The following is a 17,651-nucleotide window of genomic DNA, read 5'->3' on the forward strand; positions in this document are numbered from 1 at the left end:
TAATAGCCTCCTACTTTTGAAATAGTACTCAAAGTATGCCCGTAAAAAATTCTTTTATGACTTAAGGTTCTTAAGAGAACATTCGAGTAGCAGTTTGGCTGATGATAAGTTCGACTGTCACTCTTTTTAGAGCTACCTCTTCCAACTATCTGCAGACATTAAAGTAAATAAAAACCGATTGCCATAATCAGATAAGCGGAGAAGAGGATTAGACCCTCGAACCAATTTGATTCACCATCACTGCACAGAGTAATGACAAGGAATGTTGCGGATACCATCGCCACTAGCTCTGGCACAGTGAAAACAAGTGCCATTGGTTCCGACATTGTTAGTGAAATGAGTACGAGGATTGGCGCAACGAACATGGCGACCTGCAACGTGGAACCTACTGCAATTTCCACAGCTACATCCATCTTATTCTTGACCGCCATTGTGATTGCGGACACATGTTCCGCCGCATTTCCAACAATAGCAACGATAATGACACCAATGAACAATTCGGTCCAACCAAACTTTTCACCAAGCATTTCAAATGTATGAACCAACTGCTCTGATACGAAAGCAACCGTTAGCGTTGCTAAAAATAGTACAAGAATCGACTTGCGCTTTGTCCATTCCGGCGTTTCCTGCTCCTCCACTACCTTATCAGAAGAGGCGAAGACACCTCGATGAGTGACGAGTTTGAAAAACAGCCCTGCAAGATAAAGTGTAATTAGTACAACAGATATGCCGATACTCAAGTTAAATGTCGTTTGTGTATCCATTGACATGGAGAAAATCTCAGGGATGACAAATGCCACGATGACAGCAAAAATCAGCAATCCCGAATTGTATTGTGCATCATGGAGACTGAAATTTTGACGTTTGAATTTGATGCCCCCCGCGAAGAAGGAAAGCCCGAGCACAAGCAACAGATTCCCAAGTACAGAGCCTGTGAGCGAAGCCAAGACGATGCCCACCATTCCTGCCTTCAATGTAAAAATGGAAATGATGAGTTCGACTGCGTTGCCAAATGTCGCATTCAACAACCCACCAATCCTTGGTCCACTAACGATAGCAAGGCTTTCTGTAGCCCGGCCTATGTATCCTGAAAGCCCTATGATGCTTATACAGCAAAGGATGAACATCAAGATGTCCGACCAATTTAGGAATGCACCAGCAATCACGAGTGGGACACCGGTGATAACAAGGATGGCAAATAACCGATTCAACAGAATCACCTCTTGGGATAATTGAAATCTTCTCCCTATCTTTCCCTTATGAAGATAAAACAAACTTAAAAATGTGTTCATAACTTATTTTGATGCAGCCATATCGGAATACAATGATAGTTAAAAAAACCAACCGGATTACTCTCGGTTGGTTCTTAGTTTTTCTTATGCATTTGTAAATTGTTTACCAACTAATTTCATGCACCCGACGTCAATCCTGGATTTTTTAATCCAATTTTTAACAACTAACTATTTTCTACTATCACTTCTGTTGACTTGGCTTATGACGGGAGGAATCCCCAAGCGAATTCAATGGGGGGGTTTTATTTCAACCTATATATCATGACATTTCCATTAACTTGATTTTAGGTGCTCTTGAGCATGCAAACAATCTATAAGTTCTTTTACGGCAACTTCACCTGCATGAATCCACCTATTTTTATCAACGATTTTCCCATCTGGATCAATCGGTTTTTGGAATTGGCTAAAACCAGTTGCATTTAACAATGAACTTTCATCACTATCTAGACCAACATGCACGACATGCTTAATCACATAAGGTGTTTCAAATTCTATGGAAGCATTATATTCATCAAGTTCTCCGTCCGTTACGAAAAATGGAATTCGCACATAAATAGTTTCACCGCCTTCGCGGCATAAAATATGGTCAAAACATCCTTTATGATAATCCCAGTTTCCACCTAAGTGATAGCCGAGCCCTTGAATACAATCACTCACAACACCAAATGAAGCCCTTTGCCCATCAAGCTCAGTTTGTAATTTCAACATTGTTTTTCCTCCTTGTAAATTGCTCTATAAACAGCATTCACAAAAGAAGGCGGAAAAATACTACCAACATTTACAAGGACAACAAAAGAAAAAATGTAGCAAGCAGTCTCTTTATTCCCTTCCCTATCCGCATCAAATTCATAGTGTGTTAAATTATTTCCAAACCGTTCGACTATTTGATTGATTACGAGGCATTTCCTATAATGTCCCCATTTCAGAACGTTAATTCTCCATTTCTTTCGCTAACATTGAGAGCTTGTTGATTGTTTTCCAATTCCGCATCGTTGAAGGAACCTCTAGTCTTTGTAAATTATTCGCAAGCTTAGCGTTTCGAACACCACGCTGGAACAACAGATAGACTTCCCGCCCTTCGATCAAATACTCATCATTGTCACTTTTATAAGTGGCCAATCGATCGATTCCTTCTTGTGAAGGTTTGTCCTGCAATAAAGAAACGTAAAGGCTTTCTCCTTCTGAAGTAAGTTTTGCTTCTGCTACTGCTTCCTAAGTAAACGGACAATTCTTAGTAATCCATTCCAACTCTGCAGCCGTTCTGATTACAACATTGATCGAAAATCCGAAGACCTTCTCAATCTCCCCTTGAATACACTTGATTAGGGATTGCTCACTTTCATCTGATTCGAACAAAACGTTACCACTTTGAATATAGGTCTGCACCCGGCTAAAGCCCAGCATTTCAAATAGCTGTCGTAGTTCTACCATTTTTATTTTATTATGCCCACCCACGTTAATGCCGCGTAGTAATGCAATATTAATTCTCATCCCAATATCCCGCCTTTCTATTAGTAACAACAATTCATTCAAACAAAAGGTGTCTATCTTCTCTAACCAATCTATTAGTAAATTCCACTCATTTAGCCTAATTCCTCTAGCGTCTCATTACAATACGGTTTCGATTAAGTCACGCTGCGCATTTTTTGCGTGTTAAAGGATATCATTACCATGAGATGGGTTATGACCGTCTTGAGTGGAGTTATGATCGCCATGAATGGCTTTATGACCGTCTTGAAGCACATTATGACCGCCACACACGAGTTTATGCTCGCCATGCCCTTTTTCTCCATAAAAAAATTGATTGTCTCCTAAAAAAGAGCCAATCAATTTCCATTGAATATTTATCCCAATATATCATTCACTCGCTTCACATATGGTTTCTTATCATAGGAACGATATAATTCACATGAAAGTTTAATAGGATCGCCAAAGAAAAATCGTTCATATAACGTTTCGCGAGTACCAAAAGAGCTCATCGTTAAATCCCATGCTAAACGAAATATTTTGACGCGATCCTCTGCATTTTTGGATTTAGCCTGCAAATATTGATCTAAATCTTTTCTAACACTTGATTGAAAAGCTTTTTCTGTTGGAATGGACATCAATCCACTTGCACCTAAAAGCTGAATGATTTCAGTAAATCTCGGGTAAACCCGTGGAAATATATTAATCGCGATTTGCAGCGTTGTTCGATTGGGTCGCATAAATCCCCATTCATCGATTTCAGCTTCAATTTCTGATTTCATTACCAATGCCTTCATTGTTTCTAAAGCTACAATAATTTCAGAAGCCTTTTCTTGAACATGCTGATATTCACCGATATTAATGGTCTCGATGATTGACTGAACTATTCCCAATACAAATTCCGTTTTGACAATTTGTCTAGAAACAACTTGATGCAATGTAAATGGTAAGAACGAACTCAAAGCCACGAAACTGTTCGATACTTCTATGTTGTCATAGTAAAACACGCGCTCCCATGGGACCAATACATTGTCGAAAACAACGATCGTATCCATTTCCTCATACCGCGAACTTAATGGATAGTTAAATGTGGAGTCGCCCCCAACAAATGATTCTCTGCAGACAAACTTTAGACCATGACTATTACTAGGGATAGAAAACGCAAATCCATACGCTTTATCATCAACCCCACCCGCTGAAATCACCATGATTTCATCCGTTATGCCGCCCTGTGTCGCCAGCAACCGCGCACCTTTTATAATGATTCCCGCTTCGTTTCTATCCATCACTTTGGCAGCAATCGGCTCATCTGAATCTTCAAAATAGAATTGCCCCCGGTTTACTTGTGGGTCAATAAATGTATGTGTCATGGACAAATCATTTTCACGTGCATATTCATAGAACGCAAGTATGTTTTCCGGGAAACAATTTTCTTTTCCTTCCAATAAACCCACAGACGATGCAAGAGCCATTAACACAGTATTCATATAGTCTGGACTTCTTCCCATCATACCATTGTTCGATTTAGCCCACTGTTGAACCATTGCCCGCCTTTTAACTAAATCCTCTTTTGATTTCGGCTGTAAATAAGACAGACCTATTGAATCTCCAGTTGATGGCGATGGATAGGTCATGACGTCTTTACATGTCGCATCATATTGCAAATCATATAGCGCTGCCTGGCTTTCCATGACACCTTTGAATGCAGGATGTTTAGAAATATTGTCCGTTACAAGTTTACCATCTATCCATACATTCGTTTGTAGCCGATCAATTCGTTCAAGATAATCGTTTCCTGTAATCGCTGGCATAGACACACCCCTAACTAATAGTAGCGGATTGTTTTAGCATCCATCTATTTCTTTAGTTGTATACTATTATTATGTTCTTTCGGTTGTTACAAGGTCATATCTATGCCCATGCGTATTATCAGCAAATCTTACTTAAAAGCGATAGCGGCTTTGACTGCTTTTTGCCACCCAGCGTATAAGTCTTCGCGTTGTTGCTGCTCCATTTTCGGTTCGAAAGGTCGGTCTAGATTCCAATGAGCCGAGATTTCTGAGCGATCCGTCCAAAAACCAACGGCAAGACCTGCTAAGTAAGCGGCTCCTAGTGCAGTTGTTTCACTAATCAGTGGACGCTCGACAGGTACATTTAATAAGTCTGCCTGAAATTGCATAAGGAAATCGTTTTCAACTGCGCCGCCGTCTACACGTAACGTTTTTAAAGAGATTCCAGAATCTGCTTCCATTGCATCAAGTACATCCTTTGTTTGATATGCAAGTGATTCCAATGTTGCACGAATAAGATGTTCTTTCTCTGTACCACGTGTCAATCCGAAAATGGCACCTCTTACATCGCTATCCCAGTAAGGTGTTCCAAGGCCGACAAATGCTGGCACAACGTAAACGCCTTCTGTCGATTCAACGCGTTTAGCGTATTCTTCACTTTCAGATGAATTACGGAACATTCTAAGTCCATCACGCAACCACTGAATGGCAGATCCTGCAACGAAAATACTACCTTCAAGTGCATACTCTACTTTTCCGTCGATTCCCCACGCAAGGGTTGTCAATAGACCATGATCTGACTTGACTGCTTTATCCCCCGTATTCATTAACATGAAGCAACCAGTTCCATATGTGTTTTTTACCATCCCACTTTCAAAACAAGCTTGCCCGAACAATGCGGCTTGTTGATCACCGGCGATTCCAGCAATCGGAGCAGCATGACCAAAGAAGTGACTTTTTTCCGTATGCGCATAAATCTCAGAAGAGGGACGGACCTCTGGTAGCATTGACGCAGGGACGTCTAAGATAGAGAGCAATTCCTCATCCCATTTTAATTCGTGAATATTGTACATAAGTGTTCTCGAAGCATTGGAATAGTCGGTTACATGCCTTTTCCCGCCAGATAATTTCCATACAATCCATGTGTCAATTGTTCCAAATAGAAGATCTCCACGCTCCGCTTTTTCTCTTGCCCCTTGTACGTTGTCCAAAATCCATTTCACTTTTGTGCCTGAGAAATAAGCATCGATAAGTAAGCCAGTTTTATCTCGAAACAGATCATTGTAACCGCTCTCTTTCAGATCGTCGCATATTTCAGCAGTTTGACGTGATTGCCAAACAATGGCATTGTAAATTGGTTTTCCTGTATTTTTATCCCATATAACTGTTGTTTCGCGCTGATTTGTTATGCCAATGCCTTCGATTTGTTCAGCTGCAATATTCTTTTCTGACAATACACCTGCAATAACAGCTAAAACGGAGCTCCAGATTTCGTCTGCATTATGTTCGACCCATCCAGATTGAGGAAAGTATTGAGTGAATTCCTGTTGGACTGTATGTAAAATCTTACCGCTTTTATCGAATAGAATTGCCCGCGAACTTGTTGTGCCTTGGTCAAGAGCCATTATATATTTTTTAGTCATTATTTAGTCCCCCATATAGTGAGTTTTTATTACATAATGTATGAATCTTCTTAGCTATTCTGTAACACTTTGTTTTGCGTCTTGTGCTGACTCTTTTCTTAATGAATACTGTGCACCTAACAATACCGCTAACACAATACTACCAACAATCCAAAATGCAATGCTAGTAACACCTTCAAACACTTGTTGATAAAACAGCGCACCAAATGTTCCGCCCAATAACGGACCTACGACAGGTATCCATGCGTAACTCCAATCCGACTTCCCTTTCTCAGGAATCGGCAAAAAGAAATGGGCTATACGCGGGCCTAGATCACGGGCTGGGTTAATGGCATAGCCAGTTGTTCCACCCAATGAGACCCCAATGGCAACAATCAACGCACCTACAATTAGTGGATTCAGGCCTTCCGTAAACTCATTTGCACCGATTGCTAGTAAACCCAGCAGTAAAATGAACGTACCAATTATTTCACTCGTTAAATTGGAGAGTGGATGACGTATTGCCGGAATTGTAGCGAATACAGATAACTTCGCCGCTTCGTCTTCAGTTTCCTTCCAGTGAGGCAAGTAATGGAAATAAACAATGATTGCTCCACAAATCGCTCCAAGTATTTGAGCTAGCATATACATGGGGACATCAGCCCATGGGAATTCACCAATGGAAGCCATTCCGAGGGTCACCGCGGGATTCAAGTGTGCACCGCTGACACCACCAACTGCATATACCCCCATTGCAACGGCGAGTCCCCATCCAATTGTGATTACAATCCAACCAGAGTCTTGGGCTTTCGACTTCTTCATCAAAACACCACCGACGACTCCAGCACCGAAAATAATTAAAATCATTGTCCCAACTAGCTCTGCTATAAAGGGTGTCATTTTTAATCCACCTTCGTTTCTATTTTGTAGTGGTTGATTTTAGACATGAAAAAGCCCACGTTTAAACACCTACATTACGTAGGGTTCAAACGTGGACTCCTTAGCTCAACCACTTACTATTGACTTGCTATTAGTATATTCTTATTAAAAAAGACTGTCAATCTTTGATGAATGAATCCCACAGCTCATGGTCTGATGTTGTTACTGCGACAGCACCCGCATCCAATGCATCTTGGACATGTTTTTTTGTCCGAATCAAGCCTCCATTAATAATTGGAATTCCTGTTCTATCATACACTTCGCTAATGAGTTCTGGTATTACCCCCGGCAACATTTCAATATAGTCAGGAACTGTCTGATCAATCAAGGAATAACTTTTTTCCAAAGCGATTGTATCTAAGAGAAACATGCGTTGAATAGCGATAATTCCTTTGGCTTTCGCTTTCATGATCATATTGGACCTCGTCGAAATAATGCCAGCTGGTCTAATGTCATTGCATAGAAAATCGGCAGCAAAATTATCCGTTTTCAATCCTTGAATCAAATCGGCATGGATGATTACTTTTTTCCCATATTTCTCTGCTTCTGTTTTGAGCGTTTTAAGATTGCCAACATGCACTTCTAAAAGAACAATGTATTCAAATGGGCTTTTTAGCAACTGTTCAAACTGCTTTAAGCTTCGCGCAGCGGGCAATATCTTTTGATCGTGAAAAGGCATCTTTTGCACTGCCTCCTTTCATGCTTCCTGTCTCCAATATAGCATGTTACAACACTGTTGTTGCAATTGTCAGCTCATCAGCCAGTTCTTTTTCGTATTGCTGACGCTCTGCATCTGTCCACTCGAAAATGAATGCCATTTCATCTAGCACGTCTTTTTTCCCAGCTTTAACGTTGTCAATATTGAAGAACATATCCCCAGTTCTCCGAACAAAGAAATCAGTTGGTTTGGCAACCATTTCGGATTCAATTGCATAGCGTAATTTCACATAAAGAATACGTGGAATTGCTGTGTTTGCTTCAAAGGGAATCGCAAATACTTGGTCAACATTGGTGCCATATAGTGTTGCCAAGTGTCGGCTTTGTCGTTCCGTAAATCCAGCTAATTGACCTTTTTCAATCGCCTGGGCCATAAATCGATTCATATTTGATGAACCACCAATATCACCACCTGAGATTGGCAAATTCTTCGTCACACATTTATTAAAATGACGAATTTCTTCATGACTAAGTTGATCAACTATTTTATCCACCACAGTTTCCGCCATTTTACGATAGCCGGTCAATTTCCCACCTGCAATTGTAATGAGACCTTTCTCCGATTCCCAAATCTCATCTTTTCTCGATACTTCCGACGGACCTTTGCCCTCCTCATGGATGAGTGGTCTGACACCTGCCCAACTCGACTCTACGTTTTCCGCTGTCAATTTAAGACTAGGGAACATATAATGAATCGAATTTAAGATATACGAGCGATCCTCTTCAGTAATTTGCATCACTTTCGGATCTCCTTCATAGAATGTATCCGTTGTTCCCACATAAGCTTTTCCATCGCGAGGCACTGCAAAAATCATACGTTTATCGGGTGTGTCAAAATAAACTGCTTGGTGCAACGGAAAGTCTTTTTGATCGAATACAAGATGCACACCTTTTGATAAAATTAAGTGTTTTCCTTTTGTTGTAGCCTCGCCTTCGATCCCCTTCACATCATCTACCCAAGGTCCAGCCGCATTGACAACTTTTTTCGCCTTAATAACAACTTTTTTATTTGTTAATGTATCTAACACTTGCACACCGGCAATTTTTTCTTGTTTATAAATAAAGGTTTCTGCTTTTGCATAGTTTGCTAAGGTTGCGCCTTTTTCAGCAGCTGCTTTCATAACTTCAATTGTCAGGCGAGCATCATCAGTGCGGTATTCGACGTAAATGCCGCCGCCTAATAATCCTTCTTGTTTCACAAGCGGTGCTTTCTGAAGGGTTTCTTCTTTTGTTAACATCCTTCTTCTTTCAGCTTTCTTAACGCCTGCGAGAAAGTCATATACTTTCAAACCAAAGGAAGTCGAGTATTTGCCAAACGTTCCTCCTTTATGAAAAGGAAGGACCATCCATTCTGGAGTCGTGACATGTGGTCCATTTTCATAGACGATTGCCCGCTCTTTTCCAAGTTCCGCTACTTCTTTGATTTGAAATTGTTTTAAATAACGTAATCCGCCATGGACAAGTTTTGTCGAGCGGCTTGAAGTGCCAGAAGCAAAGTCTTGCATTTCGACAAGCGCTGTTTTCAACCCACGTGCCGTAGCATCTAAAGCGATTCCAGCTCCTGAAATTCCCCCTCCGATTATGAGTAAATCAAATTCCTCTGTTGCTAATTTGTCTAATGTCTCTTCCCGTTCTAATGATGAAAAGTTTGTCATTTATCTCGTCTCCTTCTAAATTATGATATTTTATAAGTGAAAAAGAGACCTCAAGAAATAAGTTGCGATACGCAACCATTCCCTGAGGTCTCTCATTAGCTCAAACCCAATATATTAACTTACATCTATTTTATCATATATCCAATGAATTACATAATAGTTTGTTTCGTCGAATAACACTCTACCCGGGTTCATTTTTCTTCACTTATCTATAAAAAACAATTTAATTCCGAAACATTATTTCAAACGGAGTGAGATAAAGAATCCCATTGAATTCGCTACGGCTCCCCCTTGTAAGGCACCTTCGATCGGTAAATATAGGTATTCATTTATTCAACATATTATAGAAGGATCCATCTAAGAGCTTTTCATATTTCTCTACTAATAGAAGGAAAGCAAACATACACTTTAGTAACTACGATTAGGGGCAGGCTAATATAGCTGGATAACAAAGGGTGGAGGCGTCTTATTCATTGATGGAAAAAGCACTTATTTTCATAATTTTATTGAGAATTTTATCTGGAAGTATTGATATTACAGCAGCAATGTTTATGTTTAAGTTTAATGATTTAGAAAAAGCCTTTTATATCAACACCCTACTGGCCTTAGTAGGTCCATGTATTTTAATTATTACGACAGGAATAGCATTGGTTGGACTAACTGAAAAAATTTCATTCGTAAGGATGATTTGTCTCTTTGGCGGAATTTTACTCATCCTCATCAGCTTAAAATCTAAATAAGAAAAGCATAAGGCGTCTTCGGTGAATAAACCGATAGAACTATAAGCTTGCAGCCTTGTAAAAAAAAGTTTATTTTTCTATTGCATTATAATAAATTAAATGTTATTATCCGAATAGAAGTTTAATAGCGGATCACATGTTACTGACTCGATCAGGCATGGTGGTAAACTTAGAAGGTTTTTTTAAAATCTTCTTTTTTACCCCATGCCTTTTCTTGTTTGCTCGTTGTGATTGCACAATATAAATCGAGGGATACGAGCCCTACATCACCGACAATAAAGGAGTCCACAGACATGCTATCAAAATTATTCAAGAAGAGTAAATTACAGATATTCGCACCTATTAATGGAGAAATAATCCCACTTGACCAAGTTCCGGACCCAGTCTTTAGCCAAAAAATGTTGGGCGAAGGAGTCGCTATCATGCCAAAGAAAGGTAGTATTCATGCTCCTATAGATGGAACTGTCATCTTAGTATCCGATACAAAGCACGCCATTGGCCTCCGTTCAAGTGATGGGACAGAAATTCTTATTCACATCGGATTGGAAACGGTTTCATTAAAAGGAAATGGTTTTACAGTATTAGTCAAAGCAGGTGACGCAGTTTCGGTCGGTCAATCACTTATTGAAGTAGATTGGGATTATATTAGCGAACATGCAAAAAGCATTATAACACCCATCGTGATTACAAATAGTGCGGAACGGAATGTAAAGTGCGAAGTTGCAAAAGAAGGCATCATGGGAGAAACAGTGTTAATGACAATTTCCACTAAGTAATGCATGAGTATATCCAGTGAAAAGAAGGCGGTGACTTTCGATGAAAATAACAAAGATTCTCAATAATAACGCTGTCGTCGTACTAGATGGCCAGCATGAGAAGATTGCTGTTGGCACCGGGATTGCTTTTAATAAGAAACGCAACGACATTGTGAATGTCGAAAAAATCGAAAAGTTATTTGTTATGAGGGAGAATGACAAGTTACAGCAGCTTCTAAGTCGAATTCCAGAAGAGCATTTCACCATCTCAGAAGAAATTATTACATACGCAGAGGCGTATATGGGCACGAAATTAAACGAGCATATTCACATCGTCCTTACTGATCATCTGTCATTTGCAATCGAAAGAATTAGAGATGGTATTCATCTAAATAATAAGTTATTGCATGAAATAAAAATACTTTATAGAAGAGAATTTGAAATTGGGCTTTGGGCAATCCAACATATAAAAGAAAGATGTCAAGTGGACATGCCTGAGGATGAAGCCGCTTATATTGCACTTCATATCCATACCATGAAACCGCAAGGAGGTGATTTGCATCAAACCCTAAGACAAACGGCGATTATTAGAGACATGGTCCAAACAATCAAGGAACACTTAATGATCACGATTGAAGAGGACGATATTTCTTATCATCGCCTAATTACGCATCTTCGCTCCACCCTAACAAGAATGAATCAGTATGGGCTTCACACGATGGATGAGGAAATGTTGGTCATGATTAAAAAGAAGTTTCCTCTTTCATATAATTGTGCAACCGAGGTTGCAAAGGAATTAGTTGTGTTACATGCAGTCGAGCTGCATGAACAAGAGTTGGGCTATATCGCACTTCATATTGAACGATTAAGAAAGCAATAAAGTCAACATGAGTCGTCATCATATATATTCTTCCGAACAAACTATCTAAAAACTATGAATAGGGGTGAGTTTAACATGATGAAATACCTTCAAAAGCTTGGCCGTTCTTTGATGTTACCTGTAGCTGTATTACCTGCTGCGGCAATTTTAATGGGGATCGGGTATTGGATTGACCATGATGGTTGGGGTTCAGGAAACGTATTAGCTGCCTTCTTAATCAAAGCCGGGTCTTCGATTCTCGACAGCCAAAATATGTCTATTCTTTTCGCAGTCGGGGTAGCACTGGGTATGTCCAAAGATAAGGATGGCTCTGCCGCGTTAAGTGGTTTGGTCGCTTTCCTCGTAACTACGACATTGCTATCAACAGATTCGGTAGCTATGTTACTTAGCACGGATATTGCTAATGTAAATCCTGCATTTGAAAAAATTGAAAACCAATTTATCGGGATATTGTCTGGAATTATCGCATCCATTATGTACAATCGTTTTAGTCATGTACAGTTACCGGATGCACTTGCCTTCTTTAGTGGAAAACGCTTAGTTCCCATTATGACAGCTGCCGCTATGTTAGTCGCTTCAGCAGCATTATTCTTTATCTGGCCTATTGTATACACAGCTTTAGTTAGTTTTGGTGAAGGTATTAGTGGATTAGGTGCTACTGGTGCAGGATTATACGGCTTCTTTAACCGACTATTGATCCCTACCGGATTACACCATGCATTGAACTCCGTATTTTGGTTTGATGTTGCTGGTATTAATGACATTGGTAACTTCTGGGCTGGAACAGGCACGAAGGGTGTTACCGGTATGTATCAGGCAGGTTTCTTCCCAATTATGATGTTTGGGCTACCCGCTGCAGCACTTGCAATGTATCATACAGCTAAAACAAAAAGAAAAAAACAAGCAGCATCTTTGATGTTAGCAGCAGGTTTCGCTGCATTCTTTACAGGTGTTACAGAACCACTTGAATTTGCATTTATGTTCTTGGCACCAGCTCTTTATGTTGTGCATGCTGCGTTAACAGGTTTATCGTTGTTTATTGCCGCTACTTTCCACTGGACAGCAGGATTTGGATTTAGTGCTGGTTTTGTCGATTTAGTCTTGAGTTTCAGATTACCACTTGCTAACCAACCCTATATGTTAATCGTTCAAGGTTTAGTCTTTGCAGTCATTTACTACTTCCTATTCCGTTTCTTAATCGTGAAATTCAACTTAAAAACACCAGGTAGAGAAGACGATGAGGATGTAGCAGATGAGGATGTAGACGGAGTAGCAAGTACTACAACAGGTAATAAATTCTCAGGCATGGCCGCTACGATTTTTGATGGCTTAGGCGGAGACGCTAACGTAACTTCCGTTGACTACTGTGCAACACGCTTACGTGTAGAAGTAAAAGATATGAATGCGGTCAACCAAAAGAAAATTAAAGATACAGGCGTACCAGGGATAAACGTGGTAGGGCCACAAAGTATTCAAGTTATTGTTGGCACAAATGTACAATTCGTTGCGGATGAAATCGAAAAAATCCGCAAATGATAACATGCGATTATGAATGGACCAGGTCTCTGCAGACCTGGTCTTTTTGCATTTTAAAAACAACTATATATGTCGAACAAATGAATACGGCATATGCGCTTTACAAAGGGTTTTGGGAGGCCGCTGAAAAGTTCTAATACTAAAACTCCTACCAATACCGCTTCGCCGCTTTGTGGATGGACTATGTGAGAAAGAGCTTTTCGTTATCGGAATGAGACCTGCAATCTCTAGTGCGTCCTTCTTGAACTAAATCACTTTCAAAAAATAATCACATTATAATCTCGGCATATACACTCCGAATCATAACTCTCTTCAATAATGAACAACGCTAGCGTAGGCGCGGCAAAGGGGTAGCCGAAGCCGTGAGACTGGATGCGAAGCGCCAATCCAGGCTTAGGGCGAGAGGCATCCCCAAAGCGCCAAGCGTTCTACAATCCACACCCCGAATTACACCTCTCTCATTATTGAGCGCCACAACAGATTCAATAGTATTTTTTAATTCAACATATATACTTATGAATACCTGTATAAATTGAGCGTATGCGCCTTACAAGAGGTAGCTGATGCGTGTTTGATGGAATATTTCACTATATACATACTCGTGATTACTACCTACTCTTTACTAGCATTCTTAGCCCAATAAATAGTGCCCATGCTTCATTCTTTTCATCAATAAAGAACCGAATCGGCTTCTCGAGCGGCATAATTATTAGTGTTGTCTCGTTACTTGCGCGAAGTGTGTAGGTTTTATTATCAATTGTTGCCATGACGGTTTGATCTTCTAATGAAATATCAACTTGGGACCCTTCAGCTGATATATATGTCCCTAGTACACGCTGTTTTTGTTCTTTAGTCATTTCAAATTCAGGCTCTGTGTTTCTCTTTTGGTCGATTGGGATACCTAATGCAGTATTCACAGCCGCAAGCCAAATTGCGTCGGCACTTACACCGCTCATATTCGCTAAAACGACAGCAACAATTCCCTTTTCTGGAATGAAACCGAAATTAGAAGATACACCCGGCTGGCCTCCGCCATGTTCGACTAATGTAACCGCTGAGTAATTTGGAGTCGTTTGAAGGGCAAACCCATAAAAACTCTTGCCATTCGTTTGATGAACGGGTTGTGCCATTTGTGAAGTATACGCCCTACTGACAATATTCCTTTCAAGTACATCCACATAGATGTTTCCGTATTTCAACAAATCAACTACCGTCGACCGAATACCACCCCCAACGGCATAATTTCCTAACGTCGGCCACGGACATGCTACCGGCTTACCATCCTCCAGCACATATGGTGTTGTGACATTTTCAAAACTCTGTAATCCAAGAAGATTATATGTCGTTCTGGTCATTTGTAAGGGGTTTATAATTTGATTATTGATATATGCCTGATAATTTTCGCCAGTTATTTTTTCAATAATTGCGCCCAGTAAGAGAAACATATCATTGTTATAGCACATATATTCCCCAGGCTTCCCTACCCAGCTCCATGCTTTTTCGTTTAAATAATGAAGATGTTCATCGAATTTCGTGAGTTGTTCCTTTCGCTCCATTGTTGCAAGACCTGTTGTGTGAGAAAGGAGATGACGTATTTTTATATCCTCCATATCGGCATAATCGACTAATTGAAATTCAGGAAGATGCTCGATCACCGCGTCTTCAACTTGTAAACGTCCTTCTTCTGCCAGTTTCATAATAGCAAGTGCGGTAAATGATTTTGTGATTGATGCGATTCCGAAAATCGTTTCTGGGGTGACCGGCTCATTCGTTTCAAAATTCCTTGTCCCAAATCCTCGCTCATAAATGGATTGTCCGTTTTTCGAAAGTGCAACTGCAACACCCGGTATTTGTTCCTTTTCCATTACTTCCACTATAAACTTTTCAAATTGTTCCCACTGCATCAATTGTATCAATCCCTTCGTAAGTTTATTGTTATTAAGTAGATAGGTAGTATTAGACAGGAAATGATTGTGTTAATAATAAGACTGTATAGGTTGAAATCTGGAACACCATTGAATCCGCTGCGGCGCTCGGGGATGCCTCCCGCCATAAGCCAAGCAGCTTTGCTGCCAGTCTTAGGGCTTCGGCTACCCCTTTTAAGGCGCCTTCGCTTAATTAATTATAGATATTACATTTATAGGGATTATGCTAGTAGATAACGTTATCTTAAACGATCTTTAGCAAACAAAAAAGTTGCCCCTGCTAATCAGGACAACTCTACATTAATTGGAACTGCATCTTGTCGGGACATTACTTTTTCATCGTGCAAATGACAGGCGACATAGTGGCCCTTCTCTACTTCCATAAACGCCGGTTCAAGCTCCGCACAAACTTTCATCGCTTTCGGACATCTCGTCCGGAACCTACATCCACTTGGAATGTCGATTGGACTAGGGACGTCACCTTTCAGGACAATTTGTTTTCTAGAGCGCTCCAGGTTCGGATCGGGCAATGGGATAGCTGAAAGTAGAGCCTCAGTATAAGGATGCAATGGTTTCTCATAAAGCGTTTCACTTTCCGTTAACTCCACAATTTTCCCTAAATACATAACTGCAATTCGGTCGCTTATGTATTTCACCATTGATAAATCATGCGCAATGAATAAAAAAGTAAGCTCTTTTTCTTTTTGGAGTTTCTTCAATAAGTTGACGATTTGGGCCTGTATCGATACATCCAGTGCAGCGATTGGTTCATCTGCGACAATAAATTCTGGCTCAACGGCCAATGCACGTGCAATACCGATACGCTGCCTTTGCCCTCCGCTGAATTCATGAGGATACCTTTGCGAATGTTTTTTGTTCAAGCCCACGAGCTCTAACAGCTCATTCACTTTTACTTCTCGTTCTTTCAATGATAACTCGGCTGAATGAATGACTAGCCCCTCTGAAATGATTTCCATAACAGTCATACGCGGATTCAATGAAGAATAGGGATCTTGGAAAATCATTTGCATATTGCGCTTCTTCTTTTTTTGCTCTTGTTTACCGCGTTTTGAATGGACTACTTCATTAGCAAAAAGAATTTGGCCACTCGAAGGCTCATAAATTTGAGTAATGGTTCTCCCGACTGTCGATTTCCCACATCCTGACTCACCAACAAGACCCAGCGTCTCCCCTCTTTTTATCGTAAAACTAATTCCATCAACGGCTTTTAATGTACTATTCTTATTAAGCTTGAAATGTTTTTTCAATTCTGTAACGACTAATAAATCTTCATTCATATTCATTATTTTACACTCCTAACTTTTTCCGGGACATGTTCGGCCGGCGTTCGCACATCTTGCAGCCAACATGAAACTGAGTGACTTTCACCAAGCTGCGTCGTTTCTGGATGGAAGTTATGACAGACCTTCATCGTATACGGACAACGGGCAGCAAATGGACAGCCTGTACCAAGTGTTGCTAAGTCTGGCGGTGAACCCGGAATAGGAATAAGTGGCTCGGATCGACTGGCATTCAAGTTAGGCATGGAATGAAGAAGTCCTAACGTATACGGGTGTTGTGGTTTATAAAAAATTTCATCTAGCGTCCCTTGCTCCACGATTTCACCCGCATACATGACAGCAACTCGATTAGCCATGTTTGCGACAACGCCAAGATCATGCGTAATTAAAACAATTGCCGTATCCATTTTTTCTTGCAAGTCCTTCATCAACCGCAGGATTTGCGCTTGAATTGTTACATCGAGAGCTGTTGTCGGCTCGTCAGCTATTAATACTTTGGGATTACAAGCAAGCGCCATTGCTATGACAACACGCTGCCTCATTCCACCTGAAAACTGATGCGGATATCCATCTAGGCGTTCTTCAGCATTCGGTATACCGACCATTTTAAGCATTTGAAATGCTCTTTGTTTGGCCTCTTTTTTTGTCATCTTCTGATGTTTTATGAGGCCCTCCATAATTTGTTTCCCAATTTTCATCGTCGGATTCAAGGAAGTCATTGGATCTTGGAACACCATTGATATTTCTGAGCCTCTTACCTTCTGCATATCACTTAACGATAGTTTTAAAAGATCCCGCCTCTCGTAAGTGATGTCCCCTTGTGGAATTAATGTATTATGCTTTGGTAAAAGACGCATAATTGATTTTGCGGTAACAGATTTCCCTGAACCTGATTCACCAACAATCGCCAACGTTTCACCTTTGTTTAACTTGAAATTCACACCTCTTACCGCCTTAACCGCACCTGTTTGGGTCTGGAAGGAAATGTGTAAGTTATTGACTGACAATATTTCTTCATTCATTAAAGACCCA

At 40.4% G+C, this 17,651-nt stretch carries 16 protein-coding genes; 4 read left to right on the forward strand and 12 right to left on the reverse strand.

Annotated elements, in window-relative coordinates:
- Positions 1–158 precede the first annotated feature (158 nt).
- The 9 genes from cax to AZE41_RS14195 all read right to left on the reverse strand — a co-directional run bounded on the left by cax (position 159) and on the right by AZE41_RS14195 (position 9,482).
- A complete protein-coding gene (cax, locus tag AZE41_RS14160; RefSeq protein WP_197485321.1) occupies positions 159–1,292 on the reverse strand; it encodes a calcium/proton exchanger in 1,134 nt (377 codons plus the stop codon).
- Positions 1,293–1,565: 273 nt separating this feature from the next.
- Entirely contained in the window at positions 1,566–2,000 is a 435-nt protein-coding gene (locus AZE41_RS14165) for a YugN family protein (protein ID WP_067210656.1), read from the reverse strand.
- Between the two features lie 222 nt (positions 2,001–2,222).
- A complete protein-coding gene (locus tag AZE41_RS23550) occupies positions 2,223–2,411 on the reverse strand; it encodes a hypothetical protein (RefSeq protein WP_335339501.1) in 189 nt (62 codons plus the stop codon).
- Between the two features lie 93 nt (positions 2,412–2,504).
- On the reverse strand, positions 2,505–2,783 hold the full coding sequence (locus tag AZE41_RS23555) for a DUF1697 domain-containing protein (RefSeq protein ID WP_335339502.1): 279 nt from the start codon (positions 2,781–2,783) through the stop codon (positions 2,505–2,507).
- A gap of 353 nt (positions 2,784–3,136) precedes the next feature.
- Positions 3,137–4,570, reverse strand: coding sequence for a 4-hydroxyphenylacetate 3-monooxygenase, oxygenase component (gene hpaB / locus AZE41_RS14175; protein WP_067210658.1), 1,434 nt, complete (start codon positions 4,568–4,570; stop codon positions 3,137–3,139).
- A gap of 128 nt (positions 4,571–4,698) precedes the next feature.
- A complete protein-coding gene (glpK, locus tag AZE41_RS14180; protein WP_067210660.1) occupies positions 4,699–6,192 on the reverse strand; it encodes a glycerol kinase GlpK in 1,494 nt (497 codons plus the stop codon).
- Positions 6,193–6,246: 54 nt separating this feature from the next.
- A complete protein-coding gene (locus AZE41_RS14185) occupies positions 6,247–7,071 on the reverse strand; it encodes an MIP/aquaporin family protein (RefSeq protein ID WP_067210663.1) in 825 nt (274 codons plus the stop codon).
- A 157-nt stretch (positions 7,072–7,228) separates the two neighbouring features.
- Positions 7,229–7,789 carry a glycerol-3-phosphate responsive antiterminator gene (locus AZE41_RS14190; RefSeq protein WP_067210665.1) on the reverse strand — a complete coding sequence of 187 codons (561 nt, stop codon included), beginning with the start codon at positions 7,787–7,789 and terminating at the stop codon, positions 7,229–7,231.
- A gap of 46 nt (positions 7,790–7,835) precedes the next feature.
- Positions 7,836–9,482: a glycerol-3-phosphate dehydrogenase/oxidase gene (locus AZE41_RS14195; protein ID WP_067210668.1), complete on the reverse strand. Its 1,647-nt coding sequence runs from the start codon at positions 9,480–9,482 to the stop codon at positions 7,836–7,838.
- 476 nt (positions 9,483–9,958) lie between these two features.
- Here AZE41_RS14195 and AZE41_RS14200 point away from each other — a divergent pair, with 476 nt between their 5' ends.
- From AZE41_RS14200 to nagE, 4 genes are all read left to right on the forward strand, one after another.
- Positions 9,959–10,222, forward strand: a complete 264-nt coding sequence (locus tag AZE41_RS14200; protein WP_067213988.1) for a YqhV family protein — start codon at positions 9,959–9,961, stop codon at positions 10,220–10,222.
- Positions 10,223–10,515: 293 nt separating this feature from the next.
- Positions 10,516–10,998 carry a PTS sugar transporter subunit IIA gene (locus tag AZE41_RS14205; RefSeq protein ID WP_067210670.1) on the forward strand — a complete coding sequence of 161 codons (483 nt, stop codon included), beginning with the start codon at positions 10,516–10,518 and terminating at the stop codon, positions 10,996–10,998.
- Positions 10,999–11,038: 40 nt separating this feature from the next.
- Positions 11,039–11,857: a PRD domain-containing protein gene (locus AZE41_RS14210; protein WP_067210673.1), complete on the forward strand. Its 819-nt coding sequence runs from the start codon at positions 11,039–11,041 to the stop codon at positions 11,855–11,857.
- Positions 11,858–11,932: 75 nt separating this feature from the next.
- Complete coding sequence (gene nagE, locus AZE41_RS14215) at positions 11,933–13,393, forward strand: N-acetylglucosamine-specific PTS transporter subunit IIBC (protein WP_067210675.1); 1,461 nt, start codon at positions 11,933–11,935, stop codon at positions 13,391–13,393.
- Between the two features lie 608 nt (positions 13,394–14,001).
- On the opposite strand, the gene AZE41_RS14220 is transcribed toward nagE, so the two are convergent.
- From AZE41_RS14220 to AZE41_RS14230, 3 genes are all read right to left on the reverse strand, one after another.
- Positions 14,002–15,297 carry a serine hydrolase domain-containing protein gene (locus AZE41_RS14220; protein ID WP_067213989.1) on the reverse strand — a complete coding sequence of 432 codons (1,296 nt, stop codon included), beginning with the start codon at positions 15,295–15,297 and terminating at the stop codon, positions 14,002–14,004.
- Positions 15,298–15,602: 305 nt separating this feature from the next.
- Entirely contained in the window at positions 15,603–16,616 is a 1,014-nt protein-coding gene (locus AZE41_RS14225) for an ABC transporter ATP-binding protein (RefSeq protein ID WP_067213990.1), read from the reverse strand.
- A 5-nt stretch (positions 16,617–16,621) separates the two neighbouring features.
- A complete protein-coding gene (locus tag AZE41_RS14230) occupies positions 16,622–17,641 on the reverse strand; it encodes an ABC transporter ATP-binding protein (RefSeq protein WP_067210677.1) in 1,020 nt (339 codons plus the stop codon).
- Between the last annotated feature and the right edge of the window lie 10 nt (positions 17,642–17,651).

This window comes from Sporosarcina psychrophila (assembly GCF_001590685.1).
Taxonomy (GTDB): Bacteria; Bacillota; Bacilli; order Bacillales_A; family Planococcaceae; genus Sporosarcina; species Sporosarcina psychrophila.